We start from the raw sequence: 20,340 nt of genomic DNA on the forward strand, positions 1-20,340 counted from the left end.
TACAAAAAATGAGCACTACATATGATTTTGACACATTGGCACAAAGAAAAGGTACGCTGAGCGCCAAATGGAATGAAGATGACATCGAAAGTTTCTGCGGCAACAGAAAGGCAACCCCATTCTGGGTAGCTGATATGGATTTCAAATCCTGTCCTGCAATAATTGATGAAGCAACGAAAATTGCCCAGAGCGGCAGCTATGGATATCCTGCATTCAAGAATCTCAAAGAAGATTTTCAGGCATTTGTACTGAAAAGGCATGGCCTTTCCGTTGATACGGATGAAATCAGCATCAGCCAAGGGGTATTGAGTTCCATTGCCATCGTAATGTCCCTTGTAACTGCTCCCGGTGACGGAGTCATCGTCCCCTTTCCAGCCTACAAGCCTTTCGTCAGTATCACAGAAAGGCAGGAAAGGAAACTGCTGCCATGGTATATGAAACAAGAGGGCACTGCATTCAGCCTGGATTGGGACAGCTATGAAACACTATGCCGACAGGCAAAGCTTTTGATATTGTGTTCACCACATAATCCTACCGGTGTCGTCTTCACTGAACAGGAACTGGAAAAAGCATGCATGATAGCCAAGAAACATGGAGTGTTCATCATCTGTGATGAAATCCATATTGACCTCACATTCCCATCTGAAAAGCAAGTACCGTTCTTGGAGATTGCAAGGAAAATGCAAGCATCGGCAATGTCAGCAATGGCACCTTCAAAGACATTCAACATTGCAGGTGAACATTTTTCCATAGCCCTGTTCTCCGATCCGCAGGTAAAAGCTCGTTACGATGCTTTCTGTAGGAACTATTGGCTACAGGGAACCTCTTATTTTTCAACAGCACTGGCAAGTGCTGCCTATAGAAATGGTTATGAATGGCTGATGGAAGCAACTGATTATCTTGAGGGAAATGCACGGTTCATCGAACAATTCTGCAAATCCTCAATGCCATTGGTAAAGCCCCTTCATGCGGGATCTTCCTTCATCTGCTTATGGGATTGCACGGCCTTGTTACCTTATGTAGAACAGGATGCTCAAAACCATCCAGATTTCTATGCAAGAAGCAAGACAAGCCAAGCAGGACTCCTTTCTACTTTCTTTGGGAAAAAAGCTGGAATTGCCATGCACGACGGCACATGGTTCGGCGGTGAGCGATACAAAGGTTATGTCCGCTTTAACTATGGTACCAGACGCAGCGAAGTTGCAAGAGCATTGACCCAATGCAAAAAAGCAGTAGATGAATTGACTGTCAGCCTTTGAAACCAGGAAGGATCAACCATGCCGGCTGTCTTTCAGGTTGTCGCAAATAGACGACAGCACCTTTGACCCTTTTCCCTGGATATAATCTGGAGACAGCAAGCAAATAGACCAACAATTGTATCTGATGTCTGGCGGGGTCGCAGTTTGCATCCGTCTTGAAATCAATGACCTTGCACCATTCCTCATCATCTTCTGCCAACAGGTCAATTGCGCCCTCCACGACCTTGTCCTGTCCTCCATCTTCCAATGCAGAAAAGAATTTCACTTCGCATGACAGCTTGCAATCGGCAATTTCTTCCTTATATAAGGCAGAATCAAGGAAGGCTTTGGAAAAAGCTAAGGCATCCTTTTCAATCTGTAGCCCTTTTGCAGTCTTCCTTATTCTGTACAAAGCTGAGGACGCAGGCAAAACATCTGGAATAGATGGGATTGCCATATCCAAGACCGCCGATTCAACCACAGCGTGGCAATATGTACCGAAATCCACAAACACATCTTTTTCTCCCGCTTCCTGCAATTCCCTCACAATTGCATCAGAAGCACAGGAAGGTAATTCTTCTCCGCCTCCCAAGGATAATTTTTCTCCAAGAGAAGTCGCAGCAACTCTCACAGGCTCCAAGTCAAGTTGCTTCTCAGGAACTTCATACCAAGCCAAGCAAGCTGCAGCATCCGACCGGTCAAACGGAGAAGTCCGATCTGACGATGTATATAATTCCTTTTCAAAAGCCTGTGGAATCTCTGTTTTCTCTGTTATGGCCGATATACCTCCCTCCAAAGTATCCTTATCAATACCACAGGCAGATAAAAGCATCAGGAGAAAAGAATCATCAGGCCTTTCATTCTTCAAATTACGATTATTCTTGGTAAATGTACCAGTTATTACCAAATGGAACTCAGCCCGGGTCACAGCCACATAGAACAGTCGTTTCCGTTCTGCAAGCAGCTGTTGGAATTCTTGGTCCTTGTGCAACTCCAAAAGTATATTGCTATATCTGCCATTGCCATCCTTGAAATGGGCAGGCACAGGAATACCATGCCACAGGACATAAGCCGGTTGGATCACTTTCAATGATGATCCAGCAGCAGCAAGAATGACAATAGGAAACTGAAGGCCCTTTGATTTATGTATCGTCATAAGCTGTACGGCATCAGACTGTTCATCATAGATAGCCACATCCCCAAGTTTTTCCGCACTGCCTAAGACCAGACGTACACGATCAAGGAAATGTGACAGAGAATGCCCTGCTTCATCACTCTGACGAGCGAGGCGATTGAAGAAATCATAGCTTGAAAGATATGGTTGTCGCTCTTTATTGCATGTATATGCCATATATAGGCCACAGTCCCACCAAAGATAAGAAATAAGCTGAACAATGGACCTGGAATGTGAAAGACGCTTCAGTTCGGCAAAAGCCAAACATAGATGCGTATATCTGGCAGCATCATCTTCATCCAATCCTTCCACGGACGAAAAAGCCTCGACTCCTTCGTCAAGCAATTTCTCCAAGGCCTGGTCACTTACTTTGCAGAATGGCCCCCTCAGCACTGCAGCATAGGCAAGCCTATCATCAGGAAAAAGGAGCAACTGCAACATTGCATAGATATCATTTGCCATTGCTTCAAGCATCATTGATTTGTTGGCAACGACAGCATAGGGAATATTATAGCGTCTCAAGGCCTTCTCAAAGGCCATCTGATTAGTAAGCTTATCCATCAGGATGGCAATATCCGAAGGATGGGGACGTCTCGTGCCGCCATTTCCATCAGGAATGAGATAATCGTCACCCTCAAGCATAGAGCGGATTTTCTTTGCAACGGCAAGAGCCTCTGACCCCAAGCCTTCGGCCAGTTCAACATCAGCATCAGCAGACTTCTCGTAAGGCTTGACCAACAGACCGATTTGAGGAACTATGCCAGGTGTTGCAGCTCTATGTCCCAGTGGTTTGAAATCTGCCTCATATGATTCTCCCCCATTTTTCATCACAAATGGAAAAATCTGATTGATGAAATCAATCAATGCTGGTTCGGATCTATAGTTGCGCGCGATTGACAGCTCACTACCATCGGGTTGCAAATCCTTGGCAAGCGATTTGAAAACCGAAACATCAGCTCCTCTGAAGCGATATATGCTCTGTTTCTCATCTCCTACAAAAAACAGTTTTTTCGGCTCCAGATTTATTGCTTCAGGAATTCCATCTCCTTGGCAATCAAGTTTTTCACTAAGCAGATACAGCATCTGTTTCTGCAAGTCATTGTCATCCTGGAATTCATCAATCATGATATAGGAGAATTTTTTCTTAAGCATCTGCCTGATCGCCTTGTTTTTCTTAAGAATATCAAGGGCAAGGCCAGCTACATCAGCAAAGGTCAGGATTCCGCTACGACGTTTTTCCTCAGCCAATGCCTGTTGATAATGTTCCAATGAAGTAAAGATCATCTCAAGATTGTCACTTTGCGACAGACTGTTCTGCAACAAGGAATAAATCGGGTAAAAATTTTTGAATTCCTTGAAAATTTCATTGACATCTGCATCCTTTGATCGGCTTCCAGGAGCTCTACAGGCATACAGTTCATCCAAACAAGCTTGAAATTCCTGTTTCCCGTTTTGAAAGGCTACAGTAGCCTTTTCTGCAAGATCAATGATCCGTAACACAGTCTTGCCTTCACTCTGTGGCACTATATCGGCAAGATAGGAGACCAATTCATATAGCCTATCCTCGCTTTCCTTGTTCTTGTCCCTGATAAAGGCAACCAATGCTTCTGCAGATTCATGGGGATCATAGGAAAATGGAAGAAAAAATCCGTTGGATGCCATTGGTATCAACAGATTGTCAAACAAATCCTCGGTTCTGTAACAACTGGATAAATAAGCAAAACCAGCTTCCATCTGCTCTGTTTCTACAAAACGGCGACAACATCTGAGGGCATTGTCCTTTGCCTTGTCATCATCAATCGTGAAATCTTTCGGAATTCCATAACGGATACTGTCCATCCTGACAATCTGTGCACAGAAAGCATCAAAGGTAGAAATGGTAGCATCCGGGAACTTGGAAAGCTGCAGTGCCACCTGGGGATCATCACGATAGTCGACAAGCAAAGAATGAATTCGGTCATGCATTTCACCGGCAGCTTTCCGAGTAAATGTCAAAGTAAGTATTCTGTCGGCATCAACATGTTGCTCCATGACAAGATACAGGAAACGATAGGAAAGCACGGTGGTCTTGCCGGCACCAGCACCTGCAGCAACGACACAGTTGCCAAGATGGCAGATTGCTGCTTCCTGTTCCTCGTCAAAAGGCCGGCCTTCTGCTTTCCGTTTTTCCAAAACCTGTTTGAATTTCATACTACACCTTCGGCAATCAACCGATTACCGGTCTCCATATCGTAGGCGGCACACCTGACGATACTCACATTCGGTACAGCTTTTCTTTGAAGGCTGAGCCCTGAAGTCACCCTTCTGCACACTGTCCACCATAAAGGCAATCTGTTTGTCCAGGAGTTTATCAATTTTCTCAAGAAAATCTGCAGTACAGCCCTCGTCCCATAGAAAAATGAATTTGCCGTCCCTGATACTATAGTAAGCTGCCGTCTGTGCATTCCAGCCAAAATTCTTCATTATCAACCTGCGATAAATCGGAAATTGATAGGAATCAAGCCCCCCTGATTCAACCTGCTGAAGGAACTTGATTCCTGAAGCAATCGGCACCGCCCCTTTTTTATAGTCAATGACCGCATAGCCATTTTCTCCATCAGTATGTATGAACCGATCAATCTTTCCAGAGAGCCGGCATCCCAGTTCGGGCAAAGAACAGCTCAGATTTGCTTCTTCCCGACCTTTGCAACCATCAAAATACTCAGCTTCCTGTGCCAGAATATGAAGCAACTGATCTCCGCCATACAGGTTTTCCAACCAATGGCGTGTAGCAGGCATCGGAGCATCAGGAGAATTGCAGAACAACTGGAATTCCTGGTCAAATATCAGCTTCAGCAATTTTCGGTATTCTTGTAGATTTGCCCCCTGGAAGGTACCTCCTTCCTTTTCTACGGTCCGAAAAAATTTCTCATAGATCTTATGCAGGAACGTACCGATTTCCTTGTGGTCAACTTGGTCAATCTCAAAATCCTGCCTTTCAATCTTAAGCAGATACTTCAGTGCCCAAGCAAAACGGCATCGAAAAAACAGATCCATGCTTGTAGAAGAAAGATTCAGCAGCCCATCTTCTGTACAGAGCCTTGTCGCTTCATTTTTCAAAAAGCCAGCACCACAGGCTCTGACAGCACTGTCACAGCCTTTTCTTTGCCTGAGTACAGAAACCGATGCTTCTGCCAGCGCGTGTTCCTGGAATCTTGTACATCGTGCTTCCTGGGTAGAAATATGTCCACCAGTACTCCACATTTTTTCTTCCCAACGATAGGGATCAAGAATTTCAGGTATGTCGGCTCTTGTACGTTTTCCTAACCCATGTTCAACAAAAAACGGAGGGGGCAGTTGGGCTCCCCGATAATCTTCCTGTGCATAGGAAAAAAAACATTTGCCCTCATTGAGGCAATAGTCACTCAATACTGCGGGAGTAAGGTCCTCTTCCTCCCTTAGCCTTGCATCTTCTACAGAAGGAGGTAAAAGAGACAAGGGTCGGTCAATGACATGGGCAGCATCATAATTCAACCCCAAGACAAAATGATATGGCACCGTAAGAGAAGCTGACAGAGGATATGGCTGGACCACTACTCCCGTTCCGGCTTCCTGAGGAACATATGTATCACTGTCAAGCAATTTGATAAATTGTGCATAGAGGGAGCCAAAAGTCGAAAAACCGCAGTGTCCAAGGGATTCTTCCAGCTCATCAAGCTTACCCATACAGTATCCATAGACATCTTCGCCTTCAGTTCCTTTCCAACCGATCTCACCGAACAGATACTTCTGGAAATGATGCAAACCCTTCCGCAGGGTATCAATGGTATGGCTACCACATATACCGACAATTTCCTTTTTCAGTTGAAGATACCATTTGCGAAGGGAAAGATCCTCCTTGCGGTCAAGCTTGTCCAACCAATAGTCACCTTCCCTTGCCAATGCTCCATGGGCAACATTGTACGCTACACCTTTTTTGATCAAGTTCCTTCCCGTTGAGGGATCCGTGAAAGGAAAAGCAGGATCAAGCAAGAAGGATTTCATGGAATCAAGAGAAAAGCTGTCTTCATAGACCTGTTCGATCCTCTTGAAGAAACGTCCTGCAGGATAACAGGTAGGCAACTTTCCCCTATGGTAACTCAACGGAATATCCAGCCTTGCAGCCGTTTCTGCAAAATCTTCTATGGCATCATCAAACGATGTCAATGTCACCATGATATCCCGAGGTGGGACACCATCATCAAGGAGGCTTGCAATCCTTCGCAATGAAGTCCGCTGTTCGGCAACATAATTCGGAAAAATCTCCAGCCCCAGATCTTCACGGTTTGTATCCAACGGTTGGTCCAATGCGCCTTGACGTTCTATTTTCCCTTCCATTCCTTCCAACCGATTGAGAAAAGCATAACATCCGGCTTTTGCATCTCCACTGAATATCACATAGTGGCGTTCCAAGGTTTCCTTTGGGGCAAAAGCAACCGACGGTCTTTCAAAAAGGGGTTCAAACAAATGGTTTTGTTCCAAGAACGCAGTATAAGAACCATAAATATGCTGGATATCCCGCTCCATTGCACTTTCTATGAGATGCTGTTTGAAAACTTCACTGTCAAGTACTTGCCTGAAAGAAGGCAGAACAGAGGCAATATAGGAAGAAAATCTGTCTACCGCTTCAGGATAACGATCCTTGTCAATGAAATATTCCAATTTCTCGTGTGTAAGAAAATCCTGACAGAACAATTGCCTGATCAAACCAGTAACCTGGACAAGTCCCGAGTGAGAAGGCAAAAAGATTTTCTGAAAAGTATCCCAACTTATTGCCTGGTCACTCAAAATGGCATGTCGTCGGCTATTCTGTACATACGCTACCAGATAAGACCGGGCAACCACTTCATTATGAAAGACACAGACTTTTCCTTCGTCAAAGGCCTGAAAGACTTTTTGTTCTATCATGGCATTGATTATAGCATACCTTTTTCCTATGATGGAACAATGTTACGGAACTTCTTTCTACGACATCTCAGATGGCTTTTGGCCATGTTGCTTAGTTTATCTTTCTTTTATCTCCTGGGACCGGTTATCCTTGCTATGCTGAATCTTGTCCTTACGGATAAAACAAGTATTGCACTGGCCCTCATCAAAGCCAATATCTGTCACCTCTGCCTGGCTCTAGGTATTCTGTTTTGCCTATCAAATTTGCTGAACTGTACGCTTTCCCAAGCTATCACTGACGCAGGCCATTTCAGGTGGAACCTTTTCCTGCAGGGATTTGTATCTCTTTTTCTTATCTTTGTTGTTTACCTCGCCATAAGCTTACAAGCTTATACATCATCATATAGTCCTCCAGATGGGCAATGGACAGCCAGACTTCTGTTGCTCCCCTTGCTTTTGTTATTGACGCCGATCCAAGTCGGTGCAGAAGAAATAACCTATCGGCTATTTCCCCTGCGCTTCCTGTTCGGACGGCTATGGGGTACAGCAAAGCAAAAGGCAGCGGCTAGTTTTGTCCTTGCCTTTCTCTTTATGGCAATCCATCTGCATAACCATGAAGTAACGACTTCAACAAATCTGCCTTTGACATTGGGATATTATCTTATCTTCGGATTTGCAGCTACCTACATTACATTGGATACAGGAGGATTGGAAGCGGCGTTTGGCATGCATCTGGCAAATAATCTCTACACAACAACAATCTGCAACTATGTGGGGTCAACACTCCCGTCCCTTCCCTTATTCTTGAAAGCAACAGATATGGTCAGTGTTACTGACCTAGCCGTTCTTGCAGTAGCAATGTTGCTTGTATACGTGCTTTGCCATAGAACTACCAGAAGGAAAAGTGCTATGGTAGATAGCCGAAAAGGAGAACAATAGGAACATGCCAAGACGAAAAAAACATACTCGGGTAAGGATAATCATCATCCTGATACTTGCCTATATCATCCTCAGCATCATCTCCCTGTACTACAAGCCGTTCCAGCTTCCCAATGCAACAGAATCAGTCTCAGGGAAACAGATTGCAAACCTAGAGATTCCAAAGTCTGTCGGACAAGACTTCATCACAAAGCATCCGGGCTATACGCTCAGTTACAATGAGAACTATGAAGTTGCTGACTGGGTAGCTTATGAAATCACCAGGGCTGACATCTATGGGAATGCAACCAGAAGTGATGATTTCAGGATTGACCCGACGATCCCCACGGGAAGCGCGGCATTGGAAGATTACCGTGGCAGCGGTTATGATCGTGGACATCTGTTGCCTTCTGCTGCAAGAAAGGCCTCTGAGAATGAGCAAAGTGCCACCTTCTACATGTCAAACATGTCAATGCAGGCACCGAAATTCAACAGGGGAATCTGGAAGGAACTGGAAGAAACCGTAAGGACCTTTGCTGATAGGGCCGGAAGGGTATATGTAGTGTCCGGTCCAGTACTTACCGATGGGCCATTCAAAACTGTAGGGAAAGACAAGGTTGCTGTACCAAAAGAATTCTATAAAGTCGTACTTGTTGACAATCCTGATGAAACAAAAGGCATCGGTTTTATTGTTCCGAACGAAGGCTCGAAAAAAGACCCGAAGGATTTTGCTGTTTCAATCGACAAGGTAGAACAATTGACTGATCTGGACTTTTATCCTAATCTACCCGATACCATTGAAAATAAGGTAGAAGCCCAATGCAACGTAAATGATTGGGACTGGAATACATTTTCTGCATCTGGAAAAGCAGATTCAACGGCAACTGAAAATACATCAACCAAGCCTTCCTATGAAAAACCGGAAGACCAGGCTAAAGATTACCTGAACAAGGTAATGGCAAATATGAAGACAACGACACTATCATTTCTGCTTAAGTATATCAGTGCAGAGAATCTACAGTTACTGGGGATTGATGCTACTTCATGACAGAAATATGGCTTTTAGGCTATCATTCTTATAAAAGCATACGAACATAAACAAATTTGTTTTTTTCATGCAATCAAAGGAATTATTTACATCAGTCTATGGCACTCAACAAAATTGGTATGACAAAGAAAAGGAACATATTCAAGGCTTTGGCTGTTCCCAGCAAAAGAATACCATAGGGTATCAAATCAGAAATCGAAAACTCCTCTCCATATTGTGCAAAAGAGCCAAAAGAAATTACAATCTGAAATATATGGTTAGACAATCATACTTCAGGTATGCCATTATTAGGCACGACAAAAGCTCATAGGAACACTCACCATATAAAAGCTACATGACAAAAATCAAACTTAATCCACTTCTTTAAAAATGAAACAAATTAGCAAAAGTACAAATTGGCTATAAGTTTTTCGTCCAATTTTTTTGAAAGAGTGATATTATCAAAGCGAAATATGTACCTATTGATTTTAATAATCGGGGACTGGAAAGAACAAGTCCTTTCTGTTATTACAGTATGAGGAGCCAAGATGTTTACACGCCAAAAAATAGTTTTAAATCTTCTTGATATAGCCAATTGTGAAGTGTCTTCTCTGCAATTGCAGAAATTGATGTTTTTATATTCACTTACCGCGGGACAACAAAACCGAGTATACGACTTTGTACCCCATAAATTTGGATGTTATTCTTTCACCCTACATCAGGATCAACGCAAGCTAGAAGATATGAGATTGATTAAAGTCCGCAGACCTTATGGAGCTGATTATTCTTTCATTTCTCTTATCAAACCGAAATTCGTACCTATAATAAAAAAAGAAACTAGAGAAAAGTTGCAGTTGCTTGTAAGAAAATTCATCGGATTATCAGAATCTGAACTGATAGCACAGGTTTATGAAAAGAAACCATACTATGCAATACGTAGTGATATTCTATCTCATTTTGATAAAAACAAAACCTTGTTAGAAAAGATTGATTTGTTACAGACAAAGTTTGGAAATGAAAAACATTGTTTGTATACTATTGGATATGAAAAGAAAAGTTTAGAATCCTTTATAAATGAACTTATAGTACATAACATAAAACTGGTTGTTGATGTAAGAAGAAATGCATATAGCATGAAACCCAATTTCAAGGGATTTGAATTGGAAAATATATTGGAAAAAACAGACATAGACTATGTCCATATTCCTGAAATAGGTATTGCTTCAGAAGATAGAAAAACATTTTTACCACAAGGTCAAAGAGAAGAACTTTTCAGACTGTACTATGATTCATTAACAGAAAAGAAAAATTTCGTTGATAAAGTAATAGAATACTATCAACAAGGAAATATAGCCCTCATGTGTTTTGAGTTAAATCCTAAGGACTGCCATAGATTACAATTGGCCAAGTTCTGTAAAGCAAATTATCCAGATGATGAAATTGAAATATGCAATATTTGACAAAGGGAAAGGTCATGAAAATTTTAGTCCTTGTTAAAACATATCCACAGCCTTCTAACAGCAGCGGTGAAACAGTTTGTACAGCAGGAATGACTGAAGATGGGAATTGGATTAGAATTTATCCCATTCCTTTAAGAATGTATAAAGATGAAAAGAATGAATTTAAAAAATGGGATTGGATTGAAGTTGAGGTAGAAAAGCGTGATCCAAGGTTAGATCCACGCAAAGAATCCTATCATTGTGACTATAGAACCATAAAGGTAGTCGGTTCCATCGGCACTGAAAACGCTACTTGGAAAACAAGAAAGACCCTTTGCTTGCAACATGGTTACTATACGAGTATTGATAAACTTATCTTGGATTCAAAAACAAAAACTCCTGGATTTATTTCCCTAGCTGTCTTTAAACCAAAGAAAATAACTCGACTTGTGGTTACTCCTGTTGCTATTGAAGAGCGACAGCAAAAACGTGACGAAATTGAAAAAAAATTCAAGCAACAACGAGAACTTTTTCCAGAATTTCAAGTCAATGATATGTGGCAAATGTCAGAAGAATTACCATATTGCTTTCGATATGAATTTTTAGACAGCAATGATAAAAGCCATACCATTCAAATTGAGGATTGGGAAATGGGTGCATTATTTCGAAAATACAAAGGCAACGACGAATTGGCCCTTCAGAAAGTACGGGAAAAATATGAAAAATCCTTTATTGAAAAAAAAGATATATATTTCTTTATGGGTACAGTTTTTAAAAACCATATGAAAAACACAAGAAACCCATGGGCAATTATTGGCGTCTTTTATCCTCCCAAAAGTAAATCTCAAAAAGAAATCCAACTTGAATTGTTCTGATTAAGGAAATTTTTTCACGCATCGACAGGAATAAGCACATATCAACTCCTGTGAGTATATATCAAAATTAATTCTCTAAAAGCATATGCTAAAATTTAAGAATCTATGATTTTTAGTACCTGTCCTTTCAGTTGTCCCATCCTGGCAGCTTGACCTTCATCCATGTAAGCAACACTCTGTCAATCCTTTGGCTGCTTATTCCTATGGCTCAAGTAACAATACCCCAAAATCTCATACAACGTTCAGCATTATGCCCTGATCAGCTCGGTACCTCGCTGCAAAACACTCTAAAAATCAGGTGTGCATGTTATGGTGTTTTACCGGTTTGAAAAATTTCCTTGACATTCACAGCGAAACCCGAAAGTATACTGTCACCGGTCGTCGTCAGACAACCCATGGCACAACTGGAAAACGTACTGCGGTTAAAAAGACAAATCGGAGTGTCAACCTGCCCCGTGTACCCAAAAATGCAAACTTCTGGAACACAGATCAAACTACTACTGTTACCATAACAAGCCACTGATCATATACAATGCAGTATCCCGGAAAAATACAGACAAGGTTATAGGATCTGAAACTTTCAGTCCCTATAGCCATTCGGATTCTTTTTCTGCCAGTTCCAAGCATCCCTGCACATATCAACAAGGTTTTTCTGTGCACTCCAACCAAGAAGTTTCTTGGCCTTTGAAACATCGGCATAGCAGGTAGCAATATCTCCGGACCTGCGAGGCACTATGCTATATGGGATAGCAATGCCCGTAGCCTTCTCAAATGCATGGACCATATCAAGTACACTGTAGCCTACTCCAGTTCCCAAGTTGATTATCTCAACGCCTTCATGCTGATGCTCACAGGCAGCTACATGCCCGCTGGCAAGATCTACGACATGGATATAATCCCGCACGCCCGTGCCATCAGGAGTCGGATAGTCATTTCCAAAAACAGACAGTTTCTTAAGTTTACCGACGGCAACCTGACAGATATAGGGCATGAGATTATTCGGAATACCGACAGGATCTTCTCCGATAAGGCCAGATTCATGTGCCCCTACAGGATTGAAGTAACGCAGCAAGTCTACGGAAACTTCAGGATTGGCATGTGAAAAGTCCTTCAAAATCTGTTCAATCATATATTTGGTCCATCCATACGGATTGGTACAGCCAGTAGGCATATCTTCTGTAAACGGTACTTTCTCAGACATGCCATAAACTGTTGCAGAAGAACTGAACACTATTTTCTTTATCTTGAATTCCTGCATCAGTTCACAGAGAGTCAGCGTCGAATCAAGATTATTGCGATAGTATGCCAAGGGCTTTGTAACAGACTCACCTACTGCCTTGTAACCGGCAAAGTGAATGATTGCATCAAAATCGTACGCTTGGAATATTTTTCTCATGGCTTCTTTGTCACATACATCAGCCTTCATAGAAAGGAATTTCTTTTCCTACGATCCGTTCGACGCGGGCAACTGCCTTCTTTGCGGCTGTTGTAGAAATTATCGACAATAACGGCTTCATGTCCCTGCTTCCGTCAAAGCAATGCAAGTGTGAGTACCGATGTAACCGGCACCCCCGGTAAGCAGAATTCTCATAATCATCCTCCTATGACTGCAAGCATACATTGCTTATGCAACAAGCAATATGCCATATGTACACGTGTACTATTACTATGGAAACAGACTGTTGTCAACCTATCCGAAAAGACGGCCTGCCGTCAGGATTGCCTCCTGCCAAAGGCAAACCGGCATTCTCCCATGCAGGCAGTTCATCCAAAGCCTGAGAAAAAAGTCTGATAGCTTTCCTTATCTTGTCATCAGTAGCATGTTCCAACCCGAACATCGAAACAAAATCAGAAACAAACCGTTCGGCATCATCTCCATAGGCATGGGACAGCTGCTTGAACTTCAGGTTGAAATTCATCTGCAGCAATCTATCAGACGGAATATCCAACAAGGACCGTAAAGCTTCGACATATCTGTTTTCAGGAATATAGGAAAAATCTGCATATCGATAGAATTCTGCCTTGGAAGGAACTGCATATCGATGCGCTCCCTGCTGCCGTTGATACAGCATCCAGTATAGACTGAGATAGTGCTTGTCAGCAGTCTTGTCCTTCTGCAGATTATCCATGAATGACTGACTCCAATACCTATCTGCCGATATGCCGTTGAATTCACCGGACACATATGCATCAGAAGAAAAGGGACAGACTACGGATGCATCGATATGATTGGCAATCAAATCGAAATCCTCACGGGAAACTGCCTCATTGTCTTCAAATTTCTTATAAATCCTGTACGCATGCGATTTTTCTATAAAGCCATACAGTTGCATTGCTGCCACGATAAAGCTGTTGACCCTGTCGATACAGCGAAGAGTCAGACGGCCGTCAGCAAGTCCTGCATCAAGCCACTGGTCTTTTTTCCTGTCAACCGCCCGCAAGCCACCATTGTACCATGATGGCTGGACCTGGGCAGCAGCTTCAAATAATCGGTCAAGTTCATCATCATCTTCAATTTCAAAAAAATTCAGGATACCAGGCAAGACATAGGCATGTTCCCGTACCGTAATACCGTTGAAAGATACATAGAAGCGCATAAGGAACTGTTTTCCCAGTTCTTCCTTGTTGTCACTCCGAGGTGTCTTCGAAAGGCAGTATGCCTTCAGTGTATCCAATTCGGGTGTCACGGGCAGATTCCGTACATCGCTCCAGCCGGTGGCATCTTTGCTGGACAAACCTGCAGGAAGAGGAAACTCATAGCAATAGAAAAACAAATCAGTATATTGTGCTTCATTGTATAACCGAGAAAACAACACGCCATCCCTGACGATGAAATCAGGCCCTTGAGCCTGATTTGCCATTTCCTGTATCTGATTTATGGGAACACCTTCCAACAAAGGATGGAAATGCTTGAAATCAAGACGACCGGACAACGGAAGGACACCATAACGATTGGCAAGCCCGCTGAGAGTTTCGTACAAGACTTTCTTCTGTATCTCATTCATAGACAATTACCTTTTCTTACTTTTCAAAGACCCGTTTTACATCTTTGTCTGCAACAGGAACTTCCAGGATATCTACAGGAAGCCACACAAGTCTTTTTGCCCCGATGATATCCATGGTTATACCGATTTTCTTTGACCGTTTGTCAACTTTAGCCACTTCCCCACAACAATCGACCAAAGGACCTGAAACAACCCGGACGACACTACCCAATTCCAAGGTTACCTTTGACGGCTTGATAAGACCATCATAGGTATATACCCATTCTGCATATGCAATGTCATTGCCAAACATCCGGAAAGTATTGTCTACACGATTACGGACCAATCCGAAACAGTAGGGATTCTGGTGGATGTCCCTGGCATAGTACCCCAGTTCCTGCTCCGTTCTCAAAAGGATATACCCAGGCAACAGCGGTTTTTTAGTCTCGACATAAACTTTTCCATGCCTTTCCCTGATCAGCTTGTAGGGAAATACAATCTCAACATCATCGGCATCTTCAAAAGTCCGTTCGAATTCTTTCTGTAAATGAGGTATAAGCTTGTTTTCCGCTCCGACCCTACTTGATATGCAGTAGTATGCCATGGAATCAACCTACTGCAAAGCTTTTAAAAAATCAAGATTTCATTATGTTCAGGCAAAAGGACAATGTTTTTTCTCAAAACACGATAAAAAGGCCAAATCAAGAAGGAAAAAGTTTGACATGACCTGTAAAAGCCCGTACACTAAATCCTAGATAAAATAACTATAGGAGCTTTTTATGGCAACTGTAAAACTCAAGAACATTTGTAAGATATACGATGGTAATGTCAAAGCTGTTGACAATGTAAACATCGATATTGAAGACAAAGAGTTCGTGGTCCTCGTAGGACCTTCCGGATGTGGTAAATCTACCACACTTCGTATGATTGCCGGATTGGAAGATATTACATCCGGTGAGTTGACTATTGATGACAAGATTGTCAACGATGTTCCCCCGAAAGACAGAGATATTGCAATGGTTTTCCAGAACTATGCACTCTATCCTCACATGACGGTCTATGACAACATGGCCTTCGGTCTTAAAATCCGAAAGTTCCCCAAAGAAGACATTGACCAGCGCGTAAGGGAAGCAGCAAAGATCCTTGATATCGAAGAACTGCTTGACAGAAAGCCGAAGGCACTTTCCGGTGGACAGAGACAGCGTGTAGCTGTCGGCCGTGCAATTGTCCGTCAGCCAAAGGTCTTCCTGTTTGATGAGCCCTTGTCAAACTTGGATGCGAAGCTACGTGTCCAGATGAGAGCAGAAATCTCAGGATTGCACAACAGGTTGCAGGCTACGATGATCTATGTTACCCATGACCAGGTTGAAGCACTGACCATGGCAGACAAGATTGTCGTCATGAAGTTCGGTGTCATCCAGCAGATCGGAAAACCGCTTGAACTCTACAATGAACCAGACAACAAGTTTGTTGCAGGCTTTATCGGATCACCACCGATGAACTTCATCAATGTAAAAGTTGAAGCAAAAGATGATGACATCTATATCAATGAAGGTACTTTTGCCATCAAGGTGCTTCCCGAACAAGCAAAGTTGCTGAAACCTTATATCGGCAAAGAAATCACGTTCGGTGTTCGTCCTGAGGATGTCGCATTCAGCAAGGAACCGATTGAAAACAAGACTATCAACGGCGATATTTCTGTTGTTGAACCTCTTGGCAGTGAAACCCACGTATATGTAACTACTTCCAAGGCACAGGTCATCGGTAAGATTGATCCTGAGCATACCGTGAAAGTAAACACCAAGATTTCACTTCTTCCTGACCTTGAAAGGTCAAAGTTCTTTGATAATGAGACAGAATTGGTAATCAGATAATCCGATACTATTCTCAAAAAAGGACGGGGTTGCCTTGAAATGACAACCCCGTTTTTATTATATGTCATTAGGAAAACAAGATGACTGCCATTGAAAGAAAAAAAGAAGCAACTACAGTACTCAGACAAACCGGTATTGCTGCACATATCGATATGCTGGAAGCAATCAAAGAGCCAACATCAGTCATACTCCATTGCGATGCACAAGGCATACTCATCAGATACAACGGCGCCTACATGCTCAGTGTCTTTGCATTGTCCGCTGTCAGGCTATTTGACAAATACCTTCCACTCCAAGGTAATGGGCCTATTGTCGTAAGGCAGGCCTTTGAACGTCAGCACCTCCAGGACCGTGGCTATAAAGAAGAAATCCGTTGTGTTACGGCATTCTATGATGGGCCACAACTCAGTGAGGCTGATTTACCTACATTTATAACTTTCTCAAAACTAGTTCCCGATGATCTGGATTTCATATGGAACTATTATCATGAACTGGCAACGGAAGCTTACCTGACAGACAGGTTGGAAAAAGGTGTCATGACAGCTGTCACTTCCAAAGGTAAAAAGGCAGGCTTCATAGGAATCCATCAAGAAGGCGCACTTGGCATGCTGGAAATCTTACCAGAATACAGAAGAAAAGGCTATGCTGCCATGCTGGAACGTCATGTCATGAACCAGCTTATCGCAAATGGCAAAATTCCCTATGCTCATATCAAATCGGATAATGAACCTTCTCTGGCATTACATAGAAAATTAGGTTTTTCCTTTGCAAAGGAAGAAATAAGCTGGTTCTGACAACTAGCTTTTCAAGCAAAGACCTCATCAAACAGAGCCTGCACAGCTTTCTTTCTGTCTTCCTCTGCTACACCGAGGAGCATCGTCAGGGAGGAAGCTCCATAATTGACAAACTTCAGTGGAATTCCTGCCTGAACCAAAGCTGTAGATGCCTTGTCGACAATATGTGGCAATGTCATTATTCCCTGCCCGACGATACCGACGATAGCGAAACCTCTTTCAAAAGATGCATCGTCAAGTTGGAATTCCTCCTTTATGCGGGCACAAAGGGAATCCAAGACACTATCACTGGCCATGGCACTGTCGAAGTACCAGACAATCGAATCTATACCGAACAAGGAAAGAGTTGGCCTGATACCATAGATATGCATCATAGTCAACAGAGCGTGTCTGGTCCCTGGCTTCTTGAACAGCATCAGCTTGCTGACAATGATCCTGCTGTAGTTGCCAATTGCAGAAACACCAACCAATGGTTTCCCATCCATACTCCGTGAAGCCGTAATAAGTGTTCCCGGCGCAGCAGGATCATTGGTATTACGGATATTTATCGGTATTTCAGCCTCTCTGACAGGAGCTATGGCTTCCTCATGGAAAACACTGGCCCCTATGGCAGAAAGTTCCCGTACTTCCCTGTAGGTCATTTTCAGAATCGGAGCAGCGCCTTTCACGTAACGCGGATCAGCATTAAAACATCCTGCTACATCAGTCCAGTTTTCATATAATTCTGCCTGGACGGCTCTTGCCAGGATCGCACCGCTTATATCCGAACCACCTCTGCTGAATGTCTTGACCTTCTGCTCTTCTCCCATCCCATAGAAACCGGGCAAGACATAGTGGCCTTCAGGTTTCAGAGCCTTCTGCAAATTGAACCATGTCTTAGGTGCAATCGTACCATCAGCATGAAGCTCAATGACATCCGCGGCATCAATGAATGTCCAGCCAAGATATTGGGCTACCAGTTTTGCATTGAGATACTCACCTCGGCTTGCGGCATAATCTGCACCTTCCCCCGCATTGATTTTCTCAAGCACTTCGCCAAGTGCCTGTTCCATGGACAAGGTATCAAGATTCAATTCAACCATGATCTGACGGTAACGCTGAGATACCCTTTCAAACTCTTGGTTGCAGTTCCCTTTGGACTGTACGGCTTTTTGACAGGCATAGAGCATATCAGTAACCTTGATATCATCACTCGACCGTTTGCCCGGAGCCGAAACAATGACAATCCTCCGGCGTTCATCCGCCTCAAGTATTGCCTTGACTTTTTTCAATTGCCCGGCATCGGCAACCGAACTACCGCCGAACTTACAGACGACCATATGCCTACCTCCAAGATTGCTGACTTTTTGGAAATTACCTTCTTCTTCGTAGTATCAAGAAAATCCGTCTGACCTCCGTCAGATGTGTTTTCCCTTCACTCTGAAGTGATGTCTCTTTATTCTATGGAGAGACAAAATTTTTGGCAAGTAGAATTTTAAAAACAAACCACACAGCAAGTAACTTCTGGAAAAAATATCTATCTTCTGTTGCAATACCTATGCTATGCTATCTCAAAAGGGAGTCATGGGTCTTGAAACAACTACAACAGACTGTCACAAAAAGAAAAAATCATCAGGCAACTGTCATTCTTCTTTGTCTGACCACCCTGATGTCAACCATTGATACCAGCATAGTTACCATTGGATTACCGACGATAGCAGGGCAACTGCATGCTGATTTCCCGACTGTACAATGGATCATGCTCAGTTATATGCTGGCCCTGACTTCCCTTATTGTCGGCATAGGACGCATAGCTGACATATTCGGCAAGAAAAGGCTCTATGCCATCGGCATCCTGTTGTTCATTATCAGTTCAGTACTATGCGGAATTTCAACATCTGTCGTACAGCTGATTATCTTCCGTACCATCCAAGGCATCGGAGGAGCCATATTGATTACCCTGTCATTTGCCTTGGCTGGCGATGTTCTGCCAAAAGACAAATTGGAAAATGGTATGGCCGCAATAACAGCCATGCTCCCGATAGGCTTTGCCATCGGCCCCTCTGTCGGGGGGCTGCTGATTACATGGACTGGTTGGCGTACTATTTTCTTTCTGAACTTGCCATTGGGACTCGTCGCACTCTTGCTTTTCAGATATCTGCCGGTTCTGCCGATACCGACAAGAGGGCAGGCTCTAGATCTCAAGGGCATGCTGCTGCTCAGCTTCAGTCTGATATGCTATGTCCTCAGCATTACCTTGGCAGAAAAAAAAGGCCCTTGCTTCGGTGTCCTTTGCCTGGTTATAGCCGCAGTGGCAGGAATAATATTATTCATACATCAGGAAAAAACAGCAAAAGAACCTTTGATTCAGCTTAACGTCTTTCATAATATCATATTCAGTGCAAGCCTAGGTATCAGTGTAATCCTCTATCTGGTGATCAATGGCTATGGATTCATCATGCCGTACTACCTTGAGCAGGCAAAAGGACTGACAGCAGCTGCCGCAGGCAGCCTGATGATGGCAGGTCCGGTCGGATGTGCAGTACTTACACCAGTTTCCAGCATCATGTCAAAACGAATAGGCAATATAAAAGTCATGGAATTGGGTATGCTGATGCTGGTAATAGGCATGATCGCCCTGTCTTCTTTGGCTGAAGGGACATCACTTCCTCTCATTGTCATTGAACTCTTCTTTACAAACGGCAGCCTTGCTTTCTTTCAGACACCGAACAATGCTTTCATCATGTCAATGGCAAAGCCCGGACAGCGAGGAGTGATTTCCGGCCTTCTCAACCTTTCACGTACCATGGGGCAGGCTTCGGGAACTACAATCATAGGTGCATTTTTCTTTCTTTTTGCACAAACACCTTCAATACACACAGCTCCATCAGAAAATATCGTAGCAGGTATACACGGAGCATTCATCATAGCTGCAGGTTTTGCTGCAGGCGCATTTTTTCTCGGTCTGTTTGCCTATAATACAAAGGGAAAAAGTAAATCCATCAGATAACAAGAAAAGGGAGAACATTGCTGTTCCCCCCCTTCAATGGAATATGTTAACTATTTGGAAACCAAGTCGAACGGCAGAAACGACAACCAAATGGTCATTACTGATATCCTGCAGACTCTTCCT

Annotated in this window: 13 protein-coding genes and 1 pseudogene; 8 read left to right on the forward strand and 6 right to left on the reverse strand. The window is 43.2% G+C overall.

The window, feature by feature from the left end; all coding sequences use genetic code 11:
- Positions 1-8: 8 nt before the first annotated feature.
- A complete protein-coding gene (locus tag LKE40_07635) occupies positions 9-1,259 on the forward strand; it encodes an aminotransferase class I/II-fold pyridoxal phosphate-dependent enzyme (protein MCH3917319.1) in 1,251 nt (416 codons plus the stop codon).
- Here LKE40_07635 and LKE40_07640 read toward each other — a convergent pair.
- Together LKE40_07640 and LKE40_07645 are read right to left on the reverse strand one after the other, a co-directional pair.
- Entirely contained in the window at positions 1,249-4,602 is a 3,354-nt protein-coding gene (locus tag LKE40_07640) for a UvrD-helicase domain-containing protein (protein ID MCH3917320.1), read from the reverse strand. The two genes, LKE40_07635 and LKE40_07640, sit on opposite strands and share 11 nt — an antisense overlap.
- 24 nt (positions 4,603-4,626) lie before the next feature.
- Positions 4,627-7,338, reverse strand: coding sequence for a PD-(D/E)XK nuclease family protein (locus LKE40_07645; protein MCH3917321.1), 2,712 nt, complete (start codon positions 7,336-7,338; stop codon positions 4,627-4,629).
- Between LKE40_07645 and LKE40_07650 the strand changes: the two genes are divergently transcribed.
- From LKE40_07650 to LKE40_07665, 4 genes are all read left to right on the forward strand, one after another.
- On the forward strand, positions 7,282-8,256 hold the full coding sequence (locus LKE40_07650; GenBank protein ID MCH3917322.1) for a CPBP family intramembrane metalloprotease: 975 nt from the start codon (positions 7,282-7,284) through the stop codon (positions 8,254-8,256). The two genes, LKE40_07645 and LKE40_07650, sit on opposite strands and share 57 nt — an antisense overlap.
- Before the next feature lie 4 nt (positions 8,257-8,260).
- Entirely contained in the window at positions 8,261-9,283 is a 1,023-nt protein-coding gene (locus LKE40_07655; GenBank protein ID MCH3917323.1) for a DNA/RNA non-specific endonuclease, read from the forward strand.
- Positions 9,284-9,810: 527 nt separating this feature from the next.
- Positions 9,811-10,722, forward strand: a complete 912-nt coding sequence (locus LKE40_07660) for a DUF488 domain-containing protein (GenBank protein MCH3917324.1) — start codon at positions 9,811-9,813, stop codon at positions 10,720-10,722.
- Positions 10,723-10,736: 14 nt separating this feature from the next.
- Entirely contained in the window at positions 10,737-11,576 is an 840-nt protein-coding gene (locus LKE40_07665; protein ID MCH3917325.1) for a hypothetical protein, read from the forward strand.
- Positions 11,577-12,156: 580 nt separating this feature from the next.
- On the opposite strand, the pseudogene galE reads toward LKE40_07665, so the two are convergent.
- The 3 genes and pseudogenes from galE to LKE40_07680 all read right to left on the reverse strand — a co-directional run bounded on the left by galE (position 12,157) and on the right by LKE40_07680 (position 15,164).
- Positions 12,157-13,167 (reverse strand): annotated as a pseudogene (gene galE, locus LKE40_07670) (UDP-glucose 4-epimerase GalE).
- Between the two features lie 94 nt (positions 13,168-13,261).
- Positions 13,262-14,581, reverse strand: coding sequence for a hypothetical protein (locus LKE40_07675; GenBank protein MCH3917326.1), 1,320 nt, complete (start codon positions 14,579-14,581; stop codon positions 13,262-13,264).
- A 16-nt stretch (positions 14,582-14,597) separates the two neighbouring features.
- On the reverse strand, positions 14,598-15,164 hold the full coding sequence (locus LKE40_07680; protein ID MCH3917327.1) for a hypothetical protein: 567 nt from the start codon (positions 15,162-15,164) through the stop codon (positions 14,598-14,600).
- 175 nt (positions 15,165-15,339) lie between these two features.
- On the opposite strand from LKE40_07680, the gene ugpC reads away from it, so the two are divergent.
- Together ugpC and LKE40_07690 are read left to right on the forward strand one after the other, a co-directional pair.
- Positions 15,340-16,434 (forward strand): sn-glycerol-3-phosphate ABC transporter ATP-binding protein UgpC, encoded by a 1,095-nt coding sequence (gene ugpC, locus LKE40_07685; protein MCH3917328.1) that lies wholly within the window; start codon positions 15,340-15,342, stop codon positions 16,432-16,434.
- Positions 16,435-16,514: 80 nt separating this feature from the next.
- Positions 16,515-17,228 carry a GNAT family N-acetyltransferase gene (locus tag LKE40_07690; protein ID MCH3917329.1) on the forward strand — a complete coding sequence of 238 codons (714 nt, stop codon included), beginning with the start codon at positions 16,515-16,517 and terminating at the stop codon, positions 17,226-17,228.
- 11 nt (positions 17,229-17,239) lie between these two features.
- Here the strand turns inward: LKE40_07690 and LKE40_07695 are convergent, their stop codons facing one another.
- Positions 17,240-18,547 carry an aspartate kinase gene (locus LKE40_07695; protein ID MCH3917330.1) on the reverse strand — a complete coding sequence of 436 codons (1,308 nt, stop codon included), beginning with the start codon at positions 18,545-18,547 and terminating at the stop codon, positions 17,240-17,242.
- A gap of 251 nt (positions 18,548-18,798) precedes the next feature.
- Between LKE40_07695 and LKE40_07700 the strand changes: the two genes are divergently transcribed.
- Positions 18,799-20,217: an MFS transporter gene (locus LKE40_07700; protein ID MCH3917331.1), complete on the forward strand. Its 1,419-nt coding sequence runs from the start codon at positions 18,799-18,801 to the stop codon at positions 20,215-20,217.
- The last annotated feature ends 123 nt before the right edge of the window (positions 20,218-20,340 follow it).

Source organism: Spirochaetia bacterium (assembly GCA_022482625.1).
In the GTDB taxonomy this organism is placed as follows: domain Bacteria; phylum Spirochaetota; class Spirochaetia; order Sphaerochaetales; family Sphaerochaetaceae; genus Pleomorphochaeta.